General features: G+C 67.7%; 19 protein-coding genes. 5 read left to right on the plus strand and 14 right to left on the minus strand.

Features of this window, described 5'->3' with window-relative positions:
- Nucleotide 1 precedes the first annotated feature (1 nt).
- Genes ACG01O_RS00200 through ACG01O_RS00210 form a run of 3 tightly spaced genes read right to left on the minus strand, consistent with a single transcriptional unit; the run spans nucleotide 2 to nucleotide 3,014 of the window.
- Entirely contained in the window at nucleotides 2-1,228 is a 1,227-nt protein-coding gene (locus tag ACG01O_RS00200; RefSeq protein ID WP_394379809.1) for an ABC transporter permease, read from the minus strand.
- The gene (locus ACG01O_RS00205; RefSeq protein ID WP_394379812.1) at nucleotides 1,225-2,415 is read right to left on the minus strand and encodes an efflux RND transporter periplasmic adaptor subunit; all 1,191 of its coding nucleotides are present in this window, start codon (nucleotides 2,413-2,415) and stop codon (nucleotides 1,225-1,227) included. The genes ACG01O_RS00200 and ACG01O_RS00205 overlap by 4 nt, the downstream gene beginning before the upstream one ends.
- A complete protein-coding gene (locus ACG01O_RS00210) occupies nucleotides 2,412-3,014 on the minus strand; it encodes a TetR/AcrR family transcriptional regulator (RefSeq protein ID WP_394379815.1) in 603 nt (200 codons plus the stop codon). The genes ACG01O_RS00205 and ACG01O_RS00210 overlap by 4 nt, the downstream gene beginning before the upstream one ends.
- A gap of 186 nt (nucleotides 3,015-3,200) precedes the next feature.
- On the opposite strand from ACG01O_RS00210, the gene ACG01O_RS00215 reads away from it, so the two are divergent.
- Nucleotides 3,201-3,611, plus strand: a complete 411-nt coding sequence (locus ACG01O_RS00215; RefSeq protein WP_394379817.1) for a DUF302 domain-containing protein — start codon at nucleotides 3,201-3,203, stop codon at nucleotides 3,609-3,611.
- A 623-nt stretch (nucleotides 3,612-4,234) separates the two neighbouring features.
- On the opposite strand, the gene ACG01O_RS00220 is transcribed toward ACG01O_RS00215, so the two are convergent.
- Nucleotides 4,235-5,314, minus strand: a complete 1,080-nt coding sequence (locus tag ACG01O_RS00220) for an alpha/beta hydrolase (RefSeq protein ID WP_394379820.1) — start codon at nucleotides 5,312-5,314, stop codon at nucleotides 4,235-4,237.
- Nucleotides 5,315-5,390: 76 nt separating this feature from the next.
- On the opposite strand from ACG01O_RS00220, the gene ACG01O_RS00225 reads away from it, so the two are divergent.
- Nucleotides 5,391-6,287 (plus strand): AraC family transcriptional regulator, encoded by an 897-nt coding sequence (locus ACG01O_RS00225; RefSeq protein WP_394379822.1) that lies wholly within the window; start codon nucleotides 5,391-5,393, stop codon nucleotides 6,285-6,287.
- Nucleotides 6,288-7,068: 781 nt separating this feature from the next.
- On the opposite strand, the gene ACG01O_RS00230 is transcribed toward ACG01O_RS00225, so the two are convergent.
- Together ACG01O_RS00230 and ACG01O_RS00235 are read right to left on the minus strand one after the other, a co-directional pair.
- Complete coding sequence (locus ACG01O_RS00230) at nucleotides 7,069-7,329, minus strand: hypothetical protein (protein ID WP_394379825.1); 261 nt, start codon at nucleotides 7,327-7,329, stop codon at nucleotides 7,069-7,071.
- 48 nt (nucleotides 7,330-7,377) lie between these two features.
- Nucleotides 7,378-7,602 (minus strand): hypothetical protein, encoded by a 225-nt coding sequence (locus ACG01O_RS00235; protein WP_394379827.1) that lies wholly within the window; start codon nucleotides 7,600-7,602, stop codon nucleotides 7,378-7,380.
- A gap of 319 nt (nucleotides 7,603-7,921) precedes the next feature.
- Here ACG01O_RS00235 and ACG01O_RS00240 point away from each other — a divergent pair, with 319 nt between their 5' ends.
- The 3 genes from ACG01O_RS00240 (at nucleotide 7,922) to ACG01O_RS00250 (ending at nucleotide 10,960) form a co-directional block, all read left to right on the plus strand.
- A complete protein-coding gene (locus ACG01O_RS00240) occupies nucleotides 7,922-8,596 on the plus strand; it encodes a hypothetical protein (RefSeq protein WP_394379830.1) in 675 nt (224 codons plus the stop codon).
- The gene (locus ACG01O_RS00245; RefSeq protein ID WP_394379833.1) at nucleotides 8,593-8,943 is read left to right on the plus strand and encodes a hypothetical protein; all 351 of its coding nucleotides are present in this window, start codon (nucleotides 8,593-8,595) and stop codon (nucleotides 8,941-8,943) included. Before ACG01O_RS00240 ends, ACG01O_RS00245 begins: the two co-directional genes overlap by 4 nt.
- Nucleotides 8,944-10,378: 1,435 nt before the next feature.
- Complete coding sequence (locus ACG01O_RS00250; protein ID WP_394379836.1) at nucleotides 10,379-10,960, plus strand: hypothetical protein; 582 nt, start codon at nucleotides 10,379-10,381, stop codon at nucleotides 10,958-10,960.
- Nucleotides 10,961-11,083: 123 nt separating this feature from the next.
- Here the strand turns inward: ACG01O_RS00250 and ACG01O_RS00255 are convergent, their stop codons facing one another.
- The 8 genes from ACG01O_RS00255 to ACG01O_RS00290 all read right to left on the minus strand — a co-directional run bounded on the left by ACG01O_RS00255 (nucleotide 11,084) and on the right by ACG01O_RS00290 (nucleotide 20,943).
- Complete coding sequence (locus ACG01O_RS00255) at nucleotides 11,084-12,043, minus strand: LysR substrate-binding domain-containing protein (RefSeq protein WP_394379839.1); 960 nt, start codon at nucleotides 12,041-12,043, stop codon at nucleotides 11,084-11,086.
- 15 nt (nucleotides 12,044-12,058) lie between these two features.
- Nucleotides 12,059-12,832 (minus strand): SDR family oxidoreductase, encoded by a 774-nt coding sequence (locus ACG01O_RS00260; protein WP_394379842.1) that lies wholly within the window; start codon nucleotides 12,830-12,832, stop codon nucleotides 12,059-12,061.
- Nucleotides 12,829-13,989, minus strand: a complete 1,161-nt coding sequence (locus tag ACG01O_RS00265; protein ID WP_394379844.1) for a glycosyl hydrolase 53 family protein — start codon at nucleotides 13,987-13,989, stop codon at nucleotides 12,829-12,831. Before ACG01O_RS00265 ends, ACG01O_RS00260 begins: the two co-directional genes overlap by 4 nt.
- Before the next feature lie 83 nt (nucleotides 13,990-14,072).
- Entirely contained in the window at nucleotides 14,073-14,981 is a 909-nt protein-coding gene (araH, locus tag ACG01O_RS00270) for an L-arabinose ABC transporter permease AraH (RefSeq protein ID WP_394382447.1), read from the minus strand.
- A gap of 146 nt (nucleotides 14,982-15,127) precedes the next feature.
- Nucleotides 15,128-16,645, minus strand: coding sequence for an L-arabinose ABC transporter ATP-binding protein AraG (gene araG, locus ACG01O_RS00275; protein WP_394379846.1), 1,518 nt, complete (start codon nucleotides 16,643-16,645; stop codon nucleotides 15,128-15,130).
- 1 nt (nucleotide 16,646) lies between these two features.
- Entirely contained in the window at nucleotides 16,647-17,621 is a 975-nt protein-coding gene (locus tag ACG01O_RS00280; protein WP_394382449.1) for an arabinose ABC transporter substrate-binding protein, read from the minus strand.
- A 2-nt stretch (nucleotides 17,622-17,623) separates the two neighbouring features.
- Nucleotides 17,624-18,550 carry an SMP-30/gluconolactonase/LRE family protein gene (locus ACG01O_RS00285; protein WP_394379849.1) on the minus strand — a complete coding sequence of 309 codons (927 nt, stop codon included), beginning with the start codon at nucleotides 18,548-18,550 and terminating at the stop codon, nucleotides 17,624-17,626.
- Nucleotides 18,547-20,943 carry a beta-galactosidase gene (locus ACG01O_RS00290; protein ID WP_394379851.1) on the minus strand — a complete coding sequence of 799 codons (2,397 nt, stop codon included), beginning with the start codon at nucleotides 20,941-20,943 and terminating at the stop codon, nucleotides 18,547-18,549. The genes ACG01O_RS00285 and ACG01O_RS00290 overlap by 4 nt, the downstream gene beginning before the upstream one ends.
- Nucleotides 20,944-20,972: the final 29 nt, after the last annotated feature.

Below are 20,972 nucleotides of genomic sequence, written 5' to 3' on the forward strand. Positions count from 1 at the left end.
CTCAGCCTCCGATCGCCGCGGCCGGGTCGACCTTCAGCGCGACCCGGATCGCCAGCGTGCTGGCCAGCGCGCAGATCATCACCACCGCCACCAGCCCGCGCACCGCGTCGCCCGGCTCCAGCAGCACGTATTTCGGGAAGATCGGCGCCCAGAAGGTCGCCGCCACCTTGCCGACGACGAAGCCGATCAGGCCCAGGCCCAGCGCCTGCTGGAGGATCATGCCGGCGATGGTGCGGTTGCGCGTGCCGATCAGCTTGAGCACCGCGATCTCGCGGATCTTGCCCAGCGTCATCGTGTAGATGATGAAGGCGACGATGGCTGCGCTGACGATCGCCAGGATCACGAGGAACATGCCGATCTGCTTGGCCGACGTGGCGATCAGCTTGGCCACGAGAATCTCTTCCATTTGCTCGCGCGTGAAGGGTTCCAGGTGCTTCCACCGGCGCACCGGTTCGGCCACCACCTCGGCGTCGGTGCCAGACTGCACCTGCACGAGGATGGCGTTCACATTGCGGTTGTTGGCCTGCGACGCCTGGATCGCCTCCAGCAGTCCCGGCACGCCCGGGCGGTTGAGGCTCGGGTTGGCCGCGGTGCGGGCGCGCTCGTTGACAATGGCGTCGTTGTCCTTCAGGAATTGCGCTTCCTGAGCGTCTTTCAGCGGGATGAAGACCATCGGGTCGCCACCCGACGACACCATTCGCCGCGTCAGCCCGACCACCGTGTAGTCGTGGCGGCGGATGCGGATGCGTTCGCCCAGGTTGAAGCCCGTACGTACGTCGGCGACAGCCTCGTAGTGGCTGCGTGTGATCTGCCGGCCGGCCACCAAATAGCCCGGTTCGCCCGGCTGGCCGGGCTCGAAGCCAACCACCATTGCGCGCACGTCGTCATCGCCGCTGCCGGCCGGCGCCGCGCCGCTGGCCCAGGCCCGCCGCACCTGCATCGTCAGGTAGGTCACGTTGGCGGCGCGCGCCAAGCCGGGCAGTCCGAGCACACTGCGCACTGCATCGTCGCGAAGGCTCGACGATTCGGCGTAGGGCCCCTGCGTATCCTGCTGTACCACCCAGAGGTCGGCGCCGCTGTTGTTGAGCAGCGCCCGCGCGTCGTCCACCATGCCGCGGTACACCCCCGCCATGGTCAGGGTCACGCCGATCAGCAGGCCCAGGCCGATGCCGGTCAGCACGAACTTGCTCCAGGAGTGCAGGATGTCCCTGCCGGCCAGGCTGATCACGGCTGTCGCCCCGCGAGCGCATCGACCACGGCGATGCGGCCGCGCTCGCCGATTTCCTTTTCGCTGTGGACAACGACGGTCATGCCGGGCTTGACACCGCCAAGCACCTGGACTTGGCCGTCCAGGCTCGCCTGGCCTGTTCGCACGGGCGCGAAGCGCAAGGCGCCTGCGTCGATCACCCAGACACCGGTCTGCGCATTCCGGCGCTTGATGGCGGCATTGGGCAGCAGCACCGCCTTCGAGGTCGGCGGAAGCGACAGGGTCACCTCCGCCAGTTCGCCCACCGACAGGCCGGCGGGCACCTGGTCGAAGCCGATCTGCGCCACGCGTTCCTCGGTCACGCTGTCACTGAGGGCCTCGACACGGGCGACCTTGCCGGGGAGGGGGCGGCCCTGGCTCGAACGCAGCACGATCTGGGCAGGCAGGCCCACCGTCAGGCCACCCGAGCGCGCCTGGTCCAGGCGCACCTTGACCCACAACGACGAGGGCTCGATCACGCGCAGCACGGCCTGTCCGGCGACAACGGTCGAGCCGGGCTCGGCATCGCGGCTGGTGACGACACCGTCGGCAGGGGCCAGCAGGCGAACGTTGGCCCGCTGCTGGCGAAGGCCGGCGCGTTCGGCGACCAGGCGCTGCTGGTCCTGCCGGGCTGCAACCAGGTTGGCTTCGGCAGCGGTGAGGAGGGCGTCGGCCGACGCCTGCTCCTGCAACCGGGCGTCGACCGCGCCGGTGCTGATGAAGTTCTGCCGGCCGAGCTCGACGTACCGGCGCGCGTTGACAGCCGCGAGTTCCCTGCGCGCCTGGGCGTCGCGGCGCTGCGCCTCGGCGGCGGCCATGGCGCTGCCCGCGCGGGCCACCGACGCGTCGAGTGCGGCGGTGCGTTCGTCCAGGTCCACCGGGTCCATTTCGGCCACCGGCTGGCCGGTTTTGACCGTGTCGCCCACATCGACGGTCACCGAACGCACCCGGCCGGCCGTGGTCGGCCCGATCAGGTAGCTGCGCCGGGCCTCGACCGTGCCGATGCCGAACAGTTGTGGGGTAATCTGGCCCTCGGCCGCCTGGACGACCGTGACGCGGGTCGGCGCCAACGGCCCGGAGCGCATGACCACGTAGCTCATCGCTGCAACCAGCAAGATGCCGAGCCCGATCAGCGCGAGCCGGCGCGTTCCGATCGATGAGGCATTCATCGCGCCTCCCCGAGACCGCGCCGGTAGAGGGTGAAGATGGCGTTGGCCTGCTGGCGCATGGCCGCGGGTTTGCCGGTCAGCATCGATTGCATGACAAGACCCTGGATCAGGCCGATGAAGCTGGTGGCGGCAGCCTCGGGGTCCAGGTCCGCGCTGACCTGTCGCTGTTCGATCGATTGGGCCAGTTGGCCGAGCAGCAGCTTGCGGTAGCCCTGGAGCACGCCACGCACCTCGAGCTTGGCCGCCGAGTCGGCGGGTTGCTGGAGTTCGTGGAAGATGAACCTGGGCACGCCCGGATGCGCGATGACGAATTCGACATGCGCCCGAAACATCGCGGCCAGTGCGTCCAGAGGTGTGGCGGACTGGTCCGCCGCGGCCTGAAGGTTCTGCAGCAGCAAGGTTTCGCGCACCCAGCGCATGGCGGCCAGCCAGATGGCATCCTTGGTGGGGAAGTGCTTGAACACCGCGCCCTGCGTGACGCCGATCGCCGCGGCGATGTCGCCAGTGGTGATCAGCGCAGGGCTCGATTCACTCGCCAGACGCAGCGCGGCCTCGACGATCTCGGCTTGGCGTTCTTCGGTGGGGAGGCGAGTCTGCATGCTGGTATGCGCATTCGGTAAGTCATCAGATACTTACCACTATACTCCGATTGCGACATACCCAACTATGTATCGAGAAATGCACGTCGATCGCCGCTGCGCGACACTGGCGGCATGCACCTGTCGGTGCGGCAGGCGGCCCCGTCTTCCCGGCCAATTCGGCCTCAATGAAACGAGAGGTCTGATATGTACGGATTCACCACCACGCTCACGGGACTGTCCTTTGACGACGCCCTGGCCAAGACCACGGCGGCACTCAAGGCCGAAGGGTTCGGCGTGCTGAGCGACATCGATGTCCAGCGCGCTATGAAGGAGAAGCTGGGTGCCGACATGCCGCCCTATCGCATCCTGGGCGCCTGCAATCCGCCGCTGGCGCACAAGGCCTTGCAGGCCGAACCGGACATCGGTCTGCTGCTGCCTTGCAACGTGATCGTCCGCGAGGAAGTTCCCGGCCGCGTCGTGGTCGGCTTCCTGGATCCCCAGACCATGGTCGGTCTGGTCGGCAAGCCGGGTGTGAAGACGGTCGCGGACGATGCGGAAGGCCGGCTGCGCCGAGTCTGCGAAGCCCTGGGCGGCGGATCCTCGTTGGCGGTCTAAGGCGCTCACCGCCGCTCGGATTCGATTGGAACTGTCGCGGTAACCTCGGCCGGCGCAGCCCAAGGGCATCGTCATCGTCACGCCCGCGCTGGCTGACGCGAACAACGGCAATTGGCAGACGGCCCGGCGCTGGGCCGGCATGCTGCGCGGTTCATACAACGTTCGCCTGGCGTCGGACTGGCAGGGCGGCGACGAGGCGCTCATGATCGCGCTGCACGCCCGCCGTACGATGATCGTGGCGCTGACCGGCGCTGACCGGCTGATCGTCCTGGACGAACTGGGCATCCGATCCTTGCCGCACGCCCTTCAGGCAAAGGCGCGGGCGGTCCTGCAGTCGTGCTCAGCCTGGCGGCGGCTCGACAAGACATCGAAACACCTGCGCGCGGTCATGGTCGGCCACCTGCGCGCGGAGAAGTCGCCTGGGACGTACTTTGAAGCGGCGCGGATGCTGTCATCGCGTCCCGACATCCTGCTCGACCATGTCGGCGCGGCGTTGGATCCGCATTTGGGTCTCGAAGCTGCGGAGTTGATGCGGGCCTGCCCCCAGTACCGCTGGCTCGGCGGCCTGCCACACTCGAGTGCGCGGCGGCGCCTTCGCTCGACGCATTCGACGTCGCAGCGCCTCAGATCCGATTGCCGACGAACCGAAGACCGTCGAGTTCGGTTTGCGGACCGACCGCAAGTGTGCCGGCATCGGCGCCTGTGGCCCACGCCATGGCCTCACGGATGCCGGCGATGGCTTGCCGGCTCTGCACCAAGGTGTCGCCGTAGGCATGGAACTCATGCGTCATGTGCTCCCAGACGTCCAAGCGCACGCGTGCGCCCTGCAACTGAAGGCTCCTCGCAAAGTCGCGGATCATGTCGACGAGGATCTCCTTGCCGCCCGCCTGAAGGTAGACCGGGGCCGCGTCACGGTAGCTCTGATGGATCGGGGACAGGTCGGCGTCACTGGCACCCGTGTCACCTTTCAGCCAGGCTGCGTATTGCAGCGTCTGGCAGCCCTGGACCATGTCGTACCGGTCATTGCCGAACTGGCTCTCGCCGCGCCTGCCGATGTCGGTCCACGGGCTGAGTCCGATGGCCAGCGCGGGCTGGGGAAGGCCGGCGGCACGCAGCTTCGCCAAGAGCATCAAGGCCAGGTGCCCACCCGCCGAGTCGCCACCGACGACCACGTGCTTCGGGTCGGCGCCGGCACCCAGCAGGTGCCGGTAGGCCACCAGACCATCTTCGAGTTGCGCAGGGTGGGGGTGCTCGGGTGTCAGCCGATAGTCGGGCGCGAAGATCGGCACCTGAAGCATCTGCGCCAGCATGGCAATGAAGTGCCGAGACACCGCGCCATAGAACGCATAGCCACCACCGTGGAAGTAAAGAAGGGTCAGCGGGCTTTGGTGGCCCCGTGGGATGAACCAGTCGCCGCGCGGTTCGCCCGCGGCGCTGGGCTTCTGATCCACCTCAGGTTTATCGACAACCACCGAATACAGGCTGTCGAAGTAGGCCCGACCTTCTGCGATGTCGCGCAGTGCCAGGGCGTGGATGAACTGGCGTCGAAAGAACAGGGTTCCGATTTCGAAGCCGGCGCTCCACTGCGGCACCAGGGGCTTGCCAATGCAACGGCTGTCCAGCACGGCGACCGTGGTAGCCAGCAGGGTGGCCAGGCTGCGCAGCTGGTGGGATGGGCGTCCCTGCATGATAGTCTTGGGCATCGCGGTTCGGAGAGAGAGGCATTGCCCAGTGTCCTTGGCCCCAATCAGCGGGTCTAGAACGGAGCCGACAGCACCCGTGACACTGCCCACCAGCGCCCGCCTGTACCTTCCGCGTCCCGCACTCGGCGCCTGCGTCTACATGGCCGTTGAACGCGACACCCGGGGCCGGTCTTTGACGGATGCGCAGCGCTTCAACCACTACCCAGCCACGCCGCTGCCCATGGTCTCCTGGATCTTCGAGGGTGAGTTGCACATGGTGGTCGAACGGCATTCGGCATCGGTGCCTCCGGTGTTGGCCCCGGCGCTGCCGCGTGTCGTGTTCTCCGGCCCGCACCGAAAGCCATCGGCCAGCTGGTCGCCCGGCCCGGTGTATGCGCTTTCCGTGGCCTTCTATCCGGAAGCCTTGTCCAGATTGCTGGGCATTGGCGTTGAGCCCTTCCTCGACAAGATCGTGCCGCTGCAGGCGGTTGCCACCGGTGCCGTGCTGGACGCGCTGCTCGACATCGCGAAGGTCGACGCCCGCGATCCGCTTCATCGCCTTGAAGCCGGATTGCTGCACCTTTGGCAGGGCATGCACGAAGGTCAAGTGCTGCCGACGTTGCGCGGCTGGGTGCAATCCATGGCGGTGCGGGCCGCCTTCTCCAGACCGGGCGCCAGCTTGCGCCGCACGCAGCGTCGATTCAAGGATTGGACCGGCCAGAGCCATCGGGACTTGCAGTTGTATGTGCGCACAGAGCAGGCCATGGTTCGCGCTACAGCGCAGGCGCAGGCCCAGGGTGCGGCCCCAGACCTGGCTTCGGTGGCTGCTGAAGCGGGCTTTGCCGACCAGTCCCACCTGGGGCGCGAGGTGCGCAGGGTCACCGGGCTTTCCCCTGGACGTCTAGGCAAACTGATGGAAAACCACGAGGCGTTCTGGTTCTACAGGCTTCTGAGCGAGCACTTGCACAAGGCAGCTGGTCAGTCCCCCGCCTGAGGTGCCGTAAGCGCTTTGGCGGCTAGGCTTGGCGGTCGCCCTGCCATAAGCAGCCCGTGGAGGCCGTCCGATCCTGGCCGTCCAGCGCCGACCGAACGGTCCTCATGGAGGGCGAGTCAGTGGCGAGTCGCAGCCGTTCAATCGCCTGTCTAGTTGACATAAACATTGTCGAGGCTCGTTCCATCTGCTGTGGATGACCGCTCTTCAAGCCACCGTACTTCAGCAATGGGTCGATCTGCGACGGTCGCCGAACCCCGAAGCCGCCACTCGGACACCGTGACCGCAGCCGGCAGCATCGAACGGCTGCTCTTGCCGTCGGACTGGTCTCCCGGAGCCTGAGTCGGGGAGCACCTGGATGACCGGTGCTGGCTCATGATTGGCCGGCCGACGGGCGCCCCGCAATGTTCGGGATCACTGCAAAGACGCCTCCCGCCAATGAAAAAATCGTCAGGTTGCCGAACTGTGATGCCGGCGCCGCCGCGCGGCGCGGGGCGAAGTTCGCGAACCGAGCGAACCGAGCGAAAATTGTTTCGCATCAATGACTTGCTCTTGTTGCCCGACGCGAACTAGTTTGGCTCACTTGACCTCACGAACCGGTAGGCCGTTGCTGGCCTTTCTGGCCCCTGGACCTGCCCGCGGCTGAACCTCCACTTTGAGCGTGCCCGGCGCCGTATCGATCAGATGAGTTGGCCTGCCACCGGGTCGCGCTCAGCGAATTCGTTGTCACCGTTGCAGGCTTCAGCACCGCGACCATTCACCATCATCGTCATCAAACTTACGATCAAGGCGCTTTGGCCAACTGGCGGGCACGTTGGAGCTGTGTCCGCTCCGGCACACGGGAGGTTTTCCGTTCCGGAGTGTATCGCCAGCCCGGCAGCGCCTTCGCGACCGCGGCTGCCGTGGCTGGCGGAGCTTCGAGCAGCATCGTGCCAGCAATCGCACGAAGCACGGTCGCGCCATGCGAGTTCGCCGTCCTCCTCGCCGAAGCGAGCGGTACCGCGCCGATCGCGGCGGTAGCGAAGGAGAAGACGTAGCGAGCCATGGGGTGATCATCGCGCCAGACCGGTGCCTTGCATACTGGGCGGCAGCCCTAAATTGCTCCAGCGCGTGCACTATCGCGTGGAATGCCGAGCACGGCCGCGTCGGCCGCCAGGCGCCGAGCCAGCACGCCGGTGTCGATCGGCGTCGCCGTCGAGGTTCCGCTCATTACCCCCCACCGATCGTCAAAAATCGTCGAAACCACGGCGACACCGGGCGCGGCCAGGGCGACCGTGACGCCGACCGCGGATCGTCCGGTGATGATCGCAGCAGTCACTCGGGCCACCATCCCGAACGAGTCTACCCAGCCTGTTCCTAACCTTCCCATGGTGGCTGGAAGGTCTGTGGCGGGTGCGGCCGTTCGCGGTCAACCTGTGAACTCAAGGTAAGCGCTCTCAGGCCGACCGTCGGTGCGGCTGCCAGGGCGGGCCTGTGCGACCGCAATGCGAGGTACTGCAGACGTTGCCGGCGCGGGTAGCCACGCTGAGGGCATAACCGGCCCCGAGCGATTTCCGGGGCCAAACCTCTAAAAACGACGGCTTCACAGAGGAAACCCTCTACGGCACAGTCTCGGCATTCCACCAGCCGAAGACACCATGCCGAAGTCAGCAATCAGCTTCCGGATTCCCACCCGACTGTGGGACGCGTTCAAGGGCCAGACCGATAGCCTCTTCCTGTCTCGAGCGCCGTTCCTCGACTACATGGTCAGGCGCGAGCTCGCCAACCTGCGCGAGGAACTGAAGGGCCTCAAGCAGTCAACCCGAGCGAAGCGGCACGTCGCCGGCGTGCTCAAGCGCCAGGACCTGACCAGCGTCAACATCGAGGTTCAGCCCGAGACGGCCGACGCTCTGCGCGAGGCGACGGCAGCCCACAACATGGGGCGAGATGCCTTCATGAGCCGGTTGGTCATCTTCTTGCGCAGCACCGACTCGCTCCTGCGGTATCTGGAGGTCCCGCTGACTGTGCAGCGGCGCGGAATCGGCAGTTCGCTCGAAGACATGCCCACAAGCCCGCTGGGCGCCATGGAAGCAGTCCGCGACGACCCGCTGTTCTACGTTCGCGCCCACGTCGAGGACGTCCACGGCTGCGGCATCTACCGCGCGCCGCTGCCATCGTCGGCGGACTGGGCGGCGTGCTATCTGCCGGATGACCAAGTCCCCAACACGCCGGCCAACCGCCGGCGCCTGAAGGAGGAGGCCGAGTTCCTGGCCATCTTCTCCGATGAACCCCAAGTCGACGCCAAGCGCACAGCGCGAAGGAGCTCCAAGTGAAGCATCAACCCCTGCACACCTCCGACCCGCTGCGCGCGGACCGACTGTGGCTTTTGATGGGTGGCCGCATCGAGCCCGTCCGGCGCACCGGTGAGCGGTTCTACCTCCACGACATGTTTGCGCACCCCCTGCGAACCAACGCCAGGCGCAACGACGTGCCGGCCAAGTTGCTCAGCCGCATCAACCAGCTGTTGAAGGCAAATCCAGCGAACGATGAGGTCTGGTCGAAGGGGTTGAGTGGGCGCGACCTCCCACACGGTTCCATCTGCAAGCCTGACCGCCCTAACGTAAGCAATTGCTGTGAACACTTGTTCTTCGCCGTACCCGATGGTTCCGTCACGGCTTGAGATCCCAGGCTGCAAGGGCCGCCAGTTCGCACTGTTGTTGCCGGTCAAGAGCGGGCATTGATTGCCAGCTCCTGACTCATGCCCCTCATTCAGACGCTTGAGCAAGCGCCGCTGGGCGTTCACCGCGAGATGCTGACGGACTTGAGACTGATGAGCTTAGAGTCTGGCGAGGCAGAACCTGCCGCTCGTTGACGGCGTGAAGGACGTAAGGGACCGCTGCTCAATAATGCGCTTGCGCCTGTAGCCTCTTCGGAGCTTTCCGGCCACGCTTTACCTCACTCGAACGCCAGCGTCCTGCCCGCCTTTCCACTCGTACACGTCGGCTGCCGTCGCGGACGGTGCCTAAGACGGATCGCGCTGATCTAGTGCCTGCCTCCAGACCTCCGGACTGCCCAGCCTGACTGCTGCCCGCGTGCCGACGTTCTCGAGGAGCATTGCTAGCAGCTGCATGCGCTCCTCGTCGGACCAGAGCATCAGTCCATCGATCACCTCGATGCGCGGCGGAATGAGCTCTGCTCTCACGCGGACCTCTTCGGAAGTCCACCTTCGCCCTTCCAGGCCAATGTTCCAAGACAGCATCTGACCCCCGACTTACGGAAAGTTACGGAAATCCGATAACTTTCCGGGCTTCAACCTGTCGCAGCGGCTTGCCGCGACAAAAAACGAATCGATTACTCCCCAGCTTGCCTGGCGCCGGCTGTGCGTTTCACAGCATGACCCAACGGCCCACACCGATGCTAGATCGGCTGGCCCGGGTTTACCCAGCGAGCGAAGCGTTTACGACTTAGTTTGATGAGCAGGGGGCTTCGAGAGCCTAGACGGGCATCGTTGTTTTCGACTTCGCAGGGTCATGTGCGTAAATCGCCACATGGGATCGCTAGGTTTTGTGCGGGGTGGTGTTTACGACTATTTTTGGTCAGAACAGTTCGATCAGCGCTTGCGCTGATCGGCATCGCGCTTCGCGCGTTGCTCTCGGTTTGGTCGTGGCGCGCAGCGACGCCACACACAAGCCCCTGGTCGTGCCCCGTCGTTGAAGGCCCACTCGCCTGCAGCGTGCGGCTTTGGCGCTGTATCCGATGCGGGTCCGCCATCAGGTCGCACTGACAGCTTCATACGCGTTGCGCACATTCACCATCGACTGCTTTGCAGCGGTTCAGTGACGCATAGGGCGTCCAAGGGGCTGCGTATTGCGCCACCACGGCTGATCCGGACTTTGTGGGGCAACGCCGAGCTTCAGACAGGGGCCATTCGGCTTGCTTCCGAAACGCCACGAAGGCCGGACAGTTGGGATGGCCGTTCTGATTCAGCCCGCACATCACCATCAACCATGCCCCCGGTTCGTGCGTTGCTCGCGCATCGAGCCGCAGAGACACTAGCGGCCGCCGAGCCGTACTCGAACGAGGGTGCCGGCCTATCAACAGTCCAGAGAGATTCAATGAAACAAGTTCTTGCCCCGCTGGCGGTGGTCCTTATGGCGCTGTCTGCGAGCGCCCATGCCGAATGGCGCCACTACGTGGCCGTAGGTCATGTCACCGAAGCCCTGCCCATGGCGCCATTGAACGCCAGCGTTAGGGTTGAGTTCTCGTTCGATGACGCGCAGAGCCCCGCCGTGTCGATTGGTGCCACGGACGGGTCGGCCTATGGCGTTGCCAACTACGTGTTTGCGTCTCGCGTCAAGCTCAGCGTCAATCGCCACACCGTAGTCGCCGAAAAGCTTTACGCCGATGTCACCAACCTCGGTGGCAGCGATGGCGCGAGCATCAGCCTCTATGGAGCACCTATCGTCTTGGACGGCACCACGTTCCCTGTCGGAAGCTTGGGTTTCACACTTGCGTCGCCTGCCGGCAAGCGCGTCTTCAAGGGCACGGCTATCCCGCACCAATTCAATATCAAGCGCCTCAGCGCACCGAATTCGAACTACGGGTGGGTTCAGACTGACGGCACTGGTAATGGCGGCTTGCTGGCCTTCAAGCTGGATTCCATCAAGGAAGTCCGCGGCCCCGGTTGCGACGACTGATTCGTCTCATCCTCACTGAGACGCCAGGGCACCCAAACCACCGAATGCAGCTGCCGGTCCACGGCGTTGGTGCGTGACGGCAGGCCAAGCGCCCCGCAACCCGGCGGCCCGGCTTCGGAGGCCTCAGCGCCGACCCGGCGCCCGGTAGCGTTCGTGCGCCACCTGCCGCAAGGTGTCCAGCGTGGCTTCGGCGCCGGGGGAGAGTTGGTGGTTGCGGCGGGTGACGATGCCGTAGGCGTCCATGCGCAGGCCGAGGTCGAAGCGCAGCGCGGCCAGTTGGCCGGCGTCCAGGTAGGGCTGGACGAGTTCTTCGGGCAGCGCCACGAGCATGTCGCTGCCCATCAGCAGGTGGGTGATGACGGGCAGGGCCAGCGTTTCCACCGTTTCAACGGGTTGGTCCAGCCCGTGCGACAGGAACAGCGCGGTCAGGCGGTCGCGCAGGATGCTGCCGTGCGGCGGCATGATCCAGGCCTCGGCGGCCAGGTCTTCCAGTCGCAGGTGCTTGCGCTGCATCAGCGGGTGGTCGGCGCGCACGATCAGGCTGTGCGGCTCGTCGGTCAGCGGCTCAAAGTTCAGCTCGGCGGCGGATTCGGCGTCCAGGATGCGGCCGATGACCAGGTCCAGCTCGCCCTTGCGCAGGCTCTGGATCAGCAGCTTGCTGGTGTCCACCGTGATGGCAACTTGCACGCGTGAATGGGTTTGCTTGAGGCGGCGTATGGCCTCGGGCAACAGGCTGGTGGAGGGCGTCATGACCGTACCCACGGCCACGCGGCCTGACAGGCCCGACTGCAGTTCCATCAGCTCCTGGTGCGCCGCATCCATTTCTGCCAGCGCGGCCCCGGCGCGGCGGATCATGACCTCGCCATAACGCGTGGGCTGCACGCCGCGGGGCAGGCGCTCGAACAGGGGCACGCCCAGGGCGTGCTCCAACTCGCCCAGCAGCTTGGACGCGGCGGGCTGTGTCAGGTGGGCGGCCTGCGCGGCATGCAGGATGGAGCCGTGCCGGCCCAGCTCCACCAGCAGCACCAGGTGGCGCGTCTTGAGGTGGGAGCGGACGAAGCGGTTGGCTCGGGGGTCGGACATGCCGCGGGTTCGGGGTTACTCGTGGTACAGCTGGGAGCGGCCGCCGTCGATGAGGATGTCGGTCGCGTTGATGAAGCGGGCTTCGTCGCTGGCCAGGAAGAGGGCGGTGTAGGCCACTTCGATGGGCTCGCCAATGCGCTTGCAGGGTAGCAGTTCCGTCTGGCGGCGGGCCTCCTCGGGGGGCAGGCTCTCCAGCCACTCCACCACGCGCTCGGACAAGATCAACCCCGGCGAGATGGAGTTCACCCGCACGCCCCGGGCGGCGTACTGGATGCCCAGCGCCTTGGTCATGCCGATGAGTGCGTGCTTGGCGATCGGGTACGGAAACGCGTCCGGGATGATGCGGTGGCCGTGCACCGAAGCGATGTTCACGATGCTGCCGCCGCCGTGGTCCAGCATGCCGGGCAGCACGGCGCGGCTGCAGTGCATCGCCCCGTCCAGGTCCACCGCGAAGCAGCGCTGCCAGTCGGCGGTGGTCATGGCCAGCGGCTCGGTGAACACGTTCATGCCGGCGTTGTTGATGAGCACGTGGATGGTGCCGAAGCGCTCGGTGCCGCGGGCCACCATGGCGCGCACGGCCGCTTCGTCGGCGATGTCGGTGGGAATGAACAGCGCGTGGGCCTCGCCGAGCTCTTCCGCCAGGGCGGCGCCATCGGCTTCGGCGGCGGCGCCCAGCCCGTTCAGGATGACCTTGGCCCCTTCGGCCACGAACAGGCGCGCGATGGCCTTGCCGATGCCTTGGGTGGAGCCGGTGACGAGGGCGACCTTGCCCTGCAGACGTGAACTCATTGCGTGTACTGCTTCCAGATGTCGAGCACGGGCAGCGCCCGGCCCTTGAAGTCGAACAAGGTGGTGTTGGAGACGACGTTGGGGCCGGGCTCGCCGGTGCCTTCCTTCAGCGCCCAGCCGACGTTGCGATTGGCAATGAAGATCGGGTCCCAATACAGGACGCCCAGCACCCGTGGGTGGGCCTTGCAGGCCCCGAGCAGCTCGGCCATGAAGTCGCGCTGGCCCTCGGGGCTGCTCATGTGGGCCGGGTAGGGGCCGTTGTGTTCCAGCTGGCCGGGCCAGCCGTCTTGGCGCAGGGGCGCGAAGTTGAAGCCGGCCTCCATGATGAGGAGGTCGCTGTCATAGCGGGCCGAGAGGGTGTCGCAGAAGCGCATCAGCTGGCTGACGTTTTTCTGTGTCCAGAACGGGTAGTACGACGCGCCGATGACATCCCACCTCACGCCTTGCGCGCGGGCGTGGTCGAACCAGTCGATGTACTTGGCCTCGTTGCCGCCGTCGTCCAGGTGCAGCACCACCTGCGCTTGCGGGTGCGCGGCCTTCACGCCGGCGTAGCCGGCTTTCAGCAAGGCACCCAGGCGCGGCCAGTCGCTCGTGCGGCCCCAGGGGTAGAGCAGGCCGGCCTCGATCTCGTTGCCCAGCGACACGAACTCGGGCGGCGTGCCTTGGTCCACCAATGCCTTCACCACGCGCCGGCTGCGGGCCTCCACCAGGGCCACCAGGCGCTCGAAGCGGGCCGCGTCGTCGGGCAGGTCCGCCAGGGACTTGCGCCAGGTGCCGGGCAGCTCTTGCGTCTTGGCATTGGTCCAGAAGTCGCTGTAGTGCAGCGTGAACTGGATCTGCATGCCCTGCGCCTTGGCCCGGCGCGCCAGGCGCAGCACGTCGGCGAGGTCCATCGAGCCCTCGGGCCAGTACCAGCCGTCTTGGCCGGTGCCGGGGCCCGTGCGGTCGTACATGCGGATGCGCACGATGTTGTGACCGTAGCGCTTGAGCAGGGCCAGGCAGTCGCCCGGCGTGCCGTCCCGGTCGCGGTAGACCGCGCCGGCGCGCTCCATCCAGCTCAGCGCCGAGATGTCTCCGCCGGCCAGCAGCGGGGCCTTGGCTGCGTGGGCGGGCAGCGCGCTGGCCAGCGCGGCAGCCAGCAAGGTACGACGTTGCATAGGCATCTCAGTGGTTTTCGCGGGTCGAGCGCCGTCCGCTCGGGGGGGCCGCCCAAGGCTTGCCTGGGGCGAGGGGCCCTGCGTCATGCGCGGCGTTCACCACGGGTCTTCAGTTGGTCCAGCAGCACCGCCGCCAGCAGGATGACGCCGCGCACGAGGTACTGGTAGAACGCGTCCACGTTGAGCAGGTTCATCACGTTCTCAACCGTGCCCATGATCAGCACGCCGATGACGACGCCGAAGATGCGCGCCTTGCCGCCCTGAAGCGACACGCCGCCCAGCACGCAGGCCGAGATCACATCCAGCTCGAACCCGGTGGCCGCATTCGGCTGGCCGCTGGTGATGCGCGAGGCCAGCACCAGCCCGGCCAGGGCGGTCACGATGCCCTGCAGCAGGAAGATCCAGACGCGCAGTTGCTCCACCTTCACGCCGGCCAGTCGCGCGGCTTCGGGGTTGCCGCCGATGGCCAGCGTGTTGCGGCCGAACACGGTGTGGTTCAGCAGCACGCCGAACACCAGGAAGCAGCCCACCGTCAGCCAGATGGGCAGGGGCAGGTTCAGCCAGGGGGTATCGCCGAAGCTGATGAAGCCTTCATCGGCAATGCCCACGGCCTGGCCCTGAGACGCGATGAACGCCAGCCCGCGCACCATGAGCATGGTGGCCAGCGTGGCGATCAGTGCGTTCACGCGCAGGTAGGCAATCAGCACGCCGTTGAACGCCCCGATGAGCGCGCCGGCCAGCAGCCCGCTGCCCACGGCCAGCGCCACGCTGCCGGTGCGCTCCAGCACCATGGCGCCCAGCACGCCCGCGAAGGCGATGGTGGAGCCCACCGAGAGGTCGAAGTCGCGCGAGGCCAGGCACAGCATCATGGTGCAGGCCACCATGCCGATCTGCGCGACCGACAGCAGCAGACCCACGATGTTGGCGCCGGAGAAGAAGTTCTCCACCGTGGCCGCCAGCACCCCGAACAGCAGGGCATAGCCCAGCGTCATGCTGTGTTCCTTGAGCAGGGCTCGGGCGGGTGCGTTCATGGCGGGGCGTTGGGTGAGAGGGGTCGGGGTCATGGGAGGCGGCGAGGGAATCCCGGGCAGCGTTGCCGCAGGATGGGTGGGCGTGTGAGCGTCGTGCATGGCGGGGCTCAGTGAACGGCGGCGGCGGCGGCCGGGGCGCCGTCCGGCAGGGCCAGGGCGAGCGCGGCGGTTTCGTTCGCCTGGTCGCGCGGCAGTTCACCGCTGATGCGGCCGTCGCGCATGACGATGAGCCGGTCGGCGATGCCCAGCACTTCGGGCAACTCGCTGGAGATGACGATGACGCAGCAGCCCGCGGCGGCCACGTCGTGGATGATCTTGTAGATCTCGTTCTTGGCGCCCACGTCGATGCCGCGGGTCGGTTCGTCCAGGATGAGCACCTTCAGCCCGGGCTCGGCCAGCCAGCGGGCCAGGATGACCTTCTGCTGGTTGCCGCCCGACAGCAGGCGAATCTCCTGCTCGCGGTTCGGGGTCTTGATGCGCAGCTTCTGGATGAAGGCATCCGCCCGCTGCGCCTCCTGGCCATGGCGCAGGAAGATGCCACCGGCCAGCCCGTGGCGGCGGCAGCTGATGTTGATGTTCTCGGCGACTGACGCGTGCGCCAGGATGCCCTGCTCCTTGCGGTCTTCCGGGCACAGCACGATGCCCGCAGCAATCGCCGCGGAAGGCCCGGCGCTGGGCACCGCGTGCCCGTCCAGCAGCACCTCGCCGCCCCGGCGTGCATCGGCGCCGTACAGCAGGCGCATCAGCTCGCTGCGGCCCGCGCCCACCAGGCCGAAGAAGCCCAGCACTTCGCCACCGCGCACCGCAAAGCTCAACGGCGCAGGCAGCCGCGCGCTGTGCAGGCCGCGGGCCTCCAGCCGCACGGGGCCGTGGGCGCGGGGGCGGTAGTCGTAGATGTCTTGCAGCTCGCGGCCCACCATGTCGGCAATCAGCCGCTCGCGGGGCACCTGGGCCATCACGTCGTGCGTCACGATCTTGCGGCCGTCGCGGAAGATGGTGCAGGCGTCGCACAGTTCGTACAGCTCTTCCAGGCGGTGCGAGATGTAGATCAGCGTGCGCCCTTCGGCCCGCAGGCGCTTGACGAGGCGGAACAGGATGTCCGTTTCGCGGTGCGAGAGGCTGCTGGTGGGCTCGTCGAAGGCAATGACCTTGGCGTCCTGCATCACGGCCTTGCAGATCTCCACCATCTGGCGCTGCGCGATGGACAGCTCGCTCAGCCGCGCGGCGGGGTCCAGGTCCACGCCGATGCGCGCCAACTGCTCGGCCACCTGCCGGCGCGCGGCCGCGTGGTCCACCAGGCCGAAGCGCGTGGGCAGTCGCCCCAGCAGCACGTTCTCGGCCACGGTCAGTTCGGCCACGTACTGCAGCTCTTGGTGAATGATGGCCACGCCGGCGGCGATGGCATCGGCTGCGGAGCTGAAGCGGTGCTCCCGCCCGTCCAGCAGCAGGCGGCCGCCGTCGGGCTTGTATTGCCCGCCGAGGATCTTCAGCAGCGTGCTTTTGCCGGCGCCGTTTTCGCCCAGCAAGCCCATGACCTGCCCCGGCCGGGCCTCGAAGCTGACCCCGTTCAGCGCCTTGACGCCGGGAAAGGTCTTGGTGATCTGATCGAACTGCAGGGCGGCCATGTCACAAACCCATCTGGCGCCGCAGCTCGACCTGGTTCTGGCGGGTCATCAGCACGCCGCTGGTCAGCGTCAGCGGTGCCGGGGCCTTGCCCGTGGTGGCCCAGTCGTACACGGCAGCGGCGGTTTCGTAGCCGTGGCGCTTGGGGCTGATGAGCACGGTGCCGAACAGCGCGGTGGGCGTGGCCTTGGTGAACTCGTTCATTGCGGTTTGGCTGCCGCCGATGCCGATGGCCAGCATCGCGTCGGCCTTGATGCCACGGCCCTCGGCCGCGCGCACCGCGCCCAGCGCGGCTTCATCGTTCAGGCCGAAGGCCACCCAGCGCTTGAACTTGCCGTTCTTGGTGAAGGCGATGTTGGCCGCGTTGAAGGCGCTCTCGGTGTCGGTCTTGGCCTGCGGCGCGTCCACGATGTTGGCCGCCGGCACGCCAGCCGCCTTCAGTGCATCTGCCGCGCCCAGGGTGCGGTCTTTGGCGGTGGGCAGTTGATCGAACGCCACGCGCAGCACGCCCACCTCGTCCAGCTTCCAGCCGCGGGCCTTCATCTCGGCCAACAGGCCGGCGCCCACTTGCTTGCCGATCTCGTAGCCCGAGATGCCCATGTGCGGAATGTCGGCCACCGGCTTGCCGGCGCCGTCCACCAGCTGGTCGTCCACCGACATCACCTTGAGGTTGTGGCGCTTGGCCGCGCGGTTCACCGCCACGCCCAGCTTCACGTCGGGCGCGCAGATGACGAAGCCCACCGCCTTCTGCGCGGCGAGGTTGTCGATGGCGGCCATCATCTTTTCGCCGTTGGGGATGCCGATCTTCACGAGGGTGAAGCCCTTGTCCTTGGCGGCTTGCTCGGCAAAGCGCCATTCGTCCTGGAACCAGGGTTCCTCGGCCTGCTTGACCAGGAAGCCGATCTTCACGGGCTCGGCCGCGTGCAGGCTCCAGGAGGCGGCCAGCAGGGTCAGGGCCAGGGCGGTGCGTCGTGGCAGGTTCATGGGGTGTCTCCTTCTTGGTCTTGGAACAGGGTGTCGGGCACGCCCAGCGCCTCGGGCAGGGTCAGCGCAAACAGGCTGCCGGACAAGGGTTGCGCGGCCAGCGCGTCGCGCCCCAGTTCAGCGCGCGCCGTGGTCAGCATCAGGCAGTCCATGCGCTCGCCGCCGATGGCGGGGCAGGTGGCGTGGGCGGCCGGTGCGTTCAGCACGCCCATCAGCCGGCCTTGCGGGTCGTAGCGTGCCACACGGCCGGCGCCCCACTGGGCATTCCACAGGCAGCCCTCGGCGTCGATCACCGAGCCGTCGGGCCAGGCATCGGCGCGGTCCATCGCCGTGAAGGGGCGGATGTGCGCCACCTGGGCGGTGTCGGCGTCGTAGTCGCACTGCTGGATGCGCTGGGTCAGCGTGTCGCAGAAGTACATGGTGCGGCCGTCCAGGCTGAAGCAGATGCTGTTGGCAATGGCCACGGCCGGCAGGGCCAGCCGGCGCAGGCCGTGTGCGGTGGAGTATTGGTAGAAGCTGCCGATGGCACGGCGCTCGGGGGCCTCGTTCAGCGTGCCGAAGACGAAGTGGCCGTGGCGGTCGGTGCGGCCGTCGTTCACCCGCGTGCGGGTTTCGGCGGCGTCCACCGGGGCCAGGGTGTGCAGCTGGCTCAGTTGCAGCCCGTCGTCCAGCGTGGCCAGGGCCAGGCGCTTGGCCAGGCCCAGCAGCACGCGGCCCGACCGGCAGTGCGCAAAGCTGCCCAGCCGGTCGGGCAGGCGGCAGGCCCGGGGGGCTTCGTCGCCCACGCGCCAGGCATGCAGCGTGGCCGCTTCGATGTCCGTCCACCACCAGCGGCCGGCGTGCCACAGCAGGCCTTCGCCCAGCGTGGCGCCCTGCGGCAGGGCCAGGCCCAGCGAGGAGGTGCTGAAGAGGGCCAGGCTCATGGCGTGATGGCCCCTTGGCGCACGGCCCGCAGGCGGGCGCTGCGCAGGTCGGCCACCTGGGTTTGGCCGGCGGCAAACGCTGGGCGGTGGGCGGCGTCGATGTAGATGGGCGCGTCGGCGCGCAGCGGCAGCACGCTCAGGCTCAAGGTGGCCCCGGGCTTGAGGGCGAACTGCTTCAGGCCGATCTGCCAGGTTTGTCCGTTGTAGTACCAGTCGTCCAGCAGGCGCGTGCCGGCGAACAAGCGGCCGATGTCGCCCACGAAGTCCAGTTCCAGCAGCACATCTTCGGTGCGGGCGGGCGCGGTGCGCGGCAGCCGCAGCGCCCAGGTGGCCGCCGTGGCAAAGGCCTCGGGCACGGGCTGCACCGCGGCACCGGCCAGGCCGCCCTTGAGCACCGGCGGCGCCGTGCCCGCCGCCCGGGTGGCCTGCACCTGCAGCACCGGGTCGGCGGTGCGGGTGGCGGGCAGCTCCAGGTGCTGCATCAACATGTCTTGGCGAACCTGCAGGCCAGCGGCCTTGGGGTGGGGCAGGGCCGGAAACACCGAGGCGCGCAGCGGCTGCGTGGCCGGGCCGCGCAGCTGCAATTGGCCATTCGCCACCCAGGCTTGTTGTTCGCTGAACACCAGGCGGCGCTTGCCGGCCAGGTCCAGCACCTGCAATTGGGCCAGTTGCTCGGGCGGCAGTACCAGCACGCGGACCTTGCGGCCGTGCGCGCTGCCCAGGCCCACCAGCCCCCCTTCGGGCGGCAGATGCCGCAGGCCGTCGGGCACCGAAAACTCGGTCGGCACGCCCGGTGTGGACGCGAACACATGGACGATGCCCTGATCGCCCGCATCGACACGCGTGACCGGCTGCGCGGTGGCGTAGTGCAGCGGCACGCCGTCCAGGTCCAGGTTCAGCGGCCAGATGAAGTACGCGCCGTTCGGGAGGTCGACCGGCTGGCTGGGCAGCGTGACCGTGCCGCCCGGCAGTTGAACCTCGAAGCGCACGGCCGGGTGCGTCGGCATCGGGTACTGGCGCACGTGGTTGTTGAAGAACAGGAACCCGCGGTCGCCCTGGCTGCGCACGGCCCAACGCGGCGTGTGCAGGTCGGCGGGGTTGGCCGGGGTGCGCTCGGGCGCGCGCACCGTCATGGTGGCGAGTTGGGCGCCGTGGGTTTGCAGGAAGTAGTGGAAGGGCCGCAGCTTGGTGAGCACCGGGCGCTGCTGGCCGTCCGGGCCCAGCGGGGCCTGGAAGTCGTAGCTGATGCGGGGCGTGTCGTTGTAGCCGCCGCTGAGCGTGCTTTCTTCCAGCCCCGTGCCGGCCGCAGTGACCGGGTTGCGGCCGCCGTGGAACATGTAATAGCCGAACAGGTTCACGCCCGAGCCCAGTTGCACCGGCAGCATGGCGGCGATGTCGTCGGGCGACACCAGCGTGCGGCGGCGGTACATGGCGGGCAGGCCGGGGCCGTACTCCGCGCCGAGGAAGGGCACGTGGTCTTTGTCGGTCTCGGCGGTGCCCGGGGCGTGGGCCTGGGTCTGGGCGCCGAGGTCGCCGCTGACGCGGGTGTCAAAGCGGAAGGCGTGGGTTTCCTTCGGGGGCAGCTCCTGGGTGCTGGTGGCCCAGGGCTCGTCGGGGTAGCCGCCGAACACCGGCGTCACGGCGCCGGAGGGGTAGACCGTGCCGTCCCAGCCGGTCACGGTGTAGAGCGGCACGTCGAGGCCGGCCTTCAGCGCCAGGGCCTTGAGCGTGCTGATGTGCGCCTCGCCGCGGCCCGGGCCGCGCAGGTTGTATTCGTTCTCCAGCTGCACGCCGATCACCGGGCCGCCCTGCTTCCACAGCAGGCCCTTCAGCTGCGCGCCGATCTCGGCGTAGAGCCGCTCCACGTGGCCGAGGTACTCGGCGTCGTTGCTGCGGGTGGGCATGGCGTCCACCACCCAGTCGGGGATGCCGCCGTAGCGCGCCTCGCCGTGCGCCCAGGGGCCCAGGCGCACCACCACGTGCAGGCCGGCGGCCTGGGCCAGTTGCACGAAGCGGCGCAGGTCGCGGTTGCCGCGCCAATCAAACGCGCCGGCGTGCGGCTGGTGGTGGTTCCAGAACACGTAGCTGGCCACCACATCCACGCCCGAGGCCTTCATCAGCCGCAGCTGGTGGGCCCACTGTGCGGCCGGCGCGCGGCTGAAGTGGTACTCGCCCATGACCGGCAGCCAGGGTTGGCCGTCTTTCAGCAGGTACTGGCTGTTGATGGCCAGCGTGTGGCCTTGCGGGCTGCGCGCGGTGCCGAGCTGCACGTGGCCGGTGGTGGGCGCGGCCGCAGGGGCGCGGGCGTCCAGGCGCAGCAGCGTGTCGGCCCCGGCCGTGGAGCCAGTGGCGGCCAGCGTCAGCCCGGCGCACAGCGTCAGGAGGCGGTTCATGGAGGTCTCCGGGTGTTTTTGGTGTTCTT

Origin of the sequence: Pelomonas baiyunensis, from assembly GCF_043555935.1 — a bacterium.
In the GTDB taxonomy this organism is placed as follows: domain Bacteria; phylum Pseudomonadota; class Gammaproteobacteria; order Burkholderiales; family Burkholderiaceae_C; genus Pelomonas; species Pelomonas baiyunensis.